Origin of the sequence: Pseudonocardia sp., assembly GCF_025965585.1 — a bacterium.
Taxonomy (GTDB): Bacteria; Actinomycetota; Actinomycetes; order Mycobacteriales; family Pseudonocardiaceae; genus Pseudonocardia.
Genome location: NZ_JAOPWR010000488.1, coordinates 1 through 3,401, shown reverse-complemented (window position 1 = coordinate 3,401; position 3,401 = coordinate 1). Strand labels below are relative to the sequence as shown.

4 protein-coding genes are annotated in these 3,401 nt (G+C 74.8%); all 4 read left to right on the top strand.

The window, feature by feature from the left end; all coding sequences use genetic code 11:
- Nucleotides 1-1,022: aldehyde dehydrogenase family protein (locus JWR81_RS30080; RefSeq protein WP_297660585.1), on the top strand; the 1,022-nt coding region annotated here is incomplete at its 5' end.
- A 169-nt stretch (nucleotides 1,023-1,191) separates the two neighbouring features.
- Nucleotides 1,192-2,556, top strand: coding sequence for an ATP-binding protein (locus JWR81_RS30075; RefSeq protein ID WP_297660580.1), 1,365 nt, complete (start codon nucleotides 1,192-1,194; stop codon nucleotides 2,554-2,556).
- Nucleotides 2,553-3,170, top strand: coding sequence for a response regulator transcription factor (locus JWR81_RS30070; protein WP_297660577.1), 618 nt, complete (start codon nucleotides 2,553-2,555; stop codon nucleotides 3,168-3,170). Before JWR81_RS30075 ends, JWR81_RS30070 begins: the two co-directional genes overlap by 4 nt.
- Before the next feature lie 46 nt (nucleotides 3,171-3,216).
- The coding region (locus JWR81_RS30065; RefSeq protein WP_297660574.1) for a hypothetical protein at nucleotides 3,217-3,401 on the top strand (185 nt) is incomplete at its 3' end.

Sequence of the window (3,401 nt, the reverse complement as noted above, 5' to 3'; positions counted from 1 at the left end):
CGTGGAACTCGCCGCTGCTGCTGCTCACCTGGAAGCTCGCGCCCGGCCTCGCGGCGGGGTGCACGTTCGTCGTCAAGCCGTCGGAGCACTCGCCGGCCTCGACGCTGGGCTTCGCGGAGCTGTTCGCACAGGCCGGGTTCCCGGCGGGCGTGGTCAACGTCGTGTCCGGCCTGTCGCGCGAGACGGGCGCGGCGCTGGCGGGGCACCCGGGCATCGACAAGGTCGCCTTCACCGGTTCCACGGCCACCGGTCGCGCCGTCGCGCACGCCGCGGCGGAGAACCTCAACAAGGTCACCCTGGAGCTGGGTGGCAAGAGCCCGCAGATCGTCTTCCCCGACGCCGACCTGCAGGCCGCCGCGAACGGCCTGGTCGCGGGCGTCTTCGCGGCCACCGGGCAGACGTGCATGGCCGGTTCCCGGCTCATCGTCCACGCCGACGTCCACGACGAGCTGGTGCGTCTCGTGGCGGAACGGGCCGCGCAGATCCGCCTCGGCGACCCCAACGACCCCGCCACCGAGATGGGCCCGGTGGCCAACCGGCCGCAGTACGAGAAGGTGCTCGGCTACCTGAAGACGGCCGAGTCCGAGGGCGCCACGGTGGCCTACGGCGGCGCGGCCGACGACGCGCTCGGCGGGCTGTTCGTGAAGCCCACGGTGCTCACCGGCGTCACCGCGCAGTCGACGATCGTGCGCGAGGAGGTGTTCGGGCCGGTGCTGTCGGCCTACACGTTCACCGACGAGGACGAGGCGCTGAAGCTCGCCAACGACACGCCGTACGGCCTGGCCGGGGCGGTCTGGACGAAGGACGTGCACCGCGCCCACCGGGTGGCCGCGCGGCTGCGGGCCGGCACGGTGTGGATCAACGCGTACCGGGTGGTGGCGCCGAGCGTGCCGTTCGGCGGGTTCGGACAGTCGGGCCTGGGACGGGAGAACGGCGCCGCCGCGCTCGACGAGTACCTCGAGAACAAGTCGGTCTGGGTGGAGCTCACGGGCGGGACGCGCGACCCGTTCACGCTCGGTTGATCGCTGCGCCGCCGGGCGGGTGGTGTTCGGCGCAGCCGACACTGCGCCGTTCGGCGGGTCGCGGCCCCCTCTTCACACGACATGCTGATCCCGTGCACGGACCCTCGACCGGCGCCGCGGGCACCGCCGTCCGCCGGCGTCGGAGCGTGCCCGCAGGGCTGTGCGCGGCGTGACCGCGCTCCGGTCGGCGTCCGGGGCCCCGGCTGAGGGCAGGCGGCGGTCGGATCTGCCCGGCTCCGTGTTCGGCGACCGGGTCACGACCCCCCGGCTCGTCCTGCGCTACACGGTCACGGGCCTCGTGGTCCTCGTCCTCGTCGCGGTCGTCACGGTCTTCGCCAGCCGCACCATCGGCACCCAGGAGGCGATCGGGGACGCCATCCGCGCCACGTCGCTCGTCGCCGAGGTCGCGGCGGAGCCCACACTGACCGACGGGGTGCTGGCCGGCGACCCCACCGCGCTCGCGGCGCTGGACCACGCGGTGCGGACGCATGTGGTCCGCGGCTCGCTGGTCCGGGTCAAGATCTGGGACGCCTCCGGTCGGATCGTCTACTCCGACGAGTCGCGCCTGATCGGGGACCGGTTCGCACTCGGCGACGACGCGCGGAGCGCACTCGCCACGGGCACACCGGTGGCCGACATCAGCGACCTCGGGGACCCGGAGAACCGCCTCGAGGAACGGGCCGTCCAGCTGCTGGAGGTCTACGAGCGGCTGCAGACGCCGTCGGGGACACCGGTGCTGTTCGAGGCCTACTTCAGCTACGCCGGCGTCACGGCCGCGGGTCGCAGCCTCTGGCTGCAGTTCGCGCCCTACATCCTCGGGGCACTGGGGCTGCTGGCCCTGCTGCAGGTGCCCATCGCCGTGTCGCTGGCCCGGCGGCTGCACCGCACGCAGGTCCAGCGCGAGCACCTGTTCGCGCGGGCCATCGAGGCGACCGACGCCGAGCGCCGCCGGATCGCGGGCGACCTGCACGACGGCGTGGTGCAGGACCTGGCGGGGGTGGCGTTCTCGCTCGGCGCGGTCACGCGCCGCGACGCGGGCGGTCCGGGGATGGACGAGGTCGAGAACGCGGCCGGGCGGGTCCGCCACGCGGTGCGCTCGCTCCGCTCGCTGCTGGTGGAGATCTACCCGCCGAACCTGTACGAGGAGGGTCTGGAGGCGGCGCTGTCCGACCTCCTCGCCCGGCTCGCCGCCCGCGGGACGGAGACGTCGCTGGAGGTCGGCGTGCCCGTCCCGGCCCTCGACGTCGACGTGATCGAGCTGCTCTACCGCGTCGGGCAGGAGGGACTGCGCAACGTCGCCGAGCACGCGGACGCGCAGCGGGTGGAGATCACCGTCCGCCGGGAGGGCGCCGCGGTGGTGATGCGGGTGGTCGACGACGGCCGGGGCATCGACCCGGGGCCGCTGCCCGACCGGCCGGGGCACCTCGGGCTGCGCGCGCTCGCCGGCCTCGCCGACCGGCTGGGCGCCACCCTGGAGATGGAGTCCGCGCCCGGTCGCGGCACCGAGCTCCGCCTGGAGGTGCCTGCCAGGTGATCTCGGTGATCGTCGTCGACGACCACGCCGTCGTCCGTCACGGGTTGCAGCAGCTGCTGGGCACCGCGCCCGACATCGACCTGGTGGCCGTGGCCGCCGACGGGCAGGAGGCCGTCGACCTGGTGCGGCTGCACCGTCCCGACGTGGTGCTCATGGACCTCGCCATGCCGGTGATGGGCGGGGTGGAGGCGACCCGGGCGATCCTGGCCGAGCGGCCCGAGACGCGCGTCGTGGTGCTCACCTCGTTCGGGGACGAGAGCCGCATCGTCGCGGCGCTGGAGGCCGGCGCCCGCGGCTACCTGCTCAAGCACACCGAACCCGACGCGCTGATGGACGCCGTGCGCTCGGTGCACGCCGGGGAGGTGCCGCTGGACCCGCGAGCGGGACGCGTGCTGCTCGACCGGCAGCGCGCCGGGCCCGTCGCGGCCGGCATCTCGCACCGGGAGCGGGAGGTGCTGGAGCTCGTGGCCGAGGGGCTGGCCAACAAGCAGGTGGGGCGCAGGCTCGGCATCAGCGAGCGCACCGTCAAGGCCCATCTGACCAGCGTGTTCCAGCGGATCGGCGTCACCGACCGGGTGCAGGCCGCCGTGTGGGCGTGGGAGCACCTGCGCTGAGCCCCAGTGGCGCGCCGCGGCCCGGCCTCAACTGCCGGAGCTCACGGTGCGGGACGAACCGCCGTCGCTCGGGGTGTCCGTGACGCCGGTCGGGGCGTGGTCGTGCGGCCGGTTCGACGGTCCACTGTTGCCCGACGGCGGGGCGGCGTCGTCGGGCCCGTTCGACGTCCCGCGGCGCCCCGGTCCCGTGGCGGGGCCGCCGGGGGTGCTGCCGGTCCCGGGCCCTGCGCC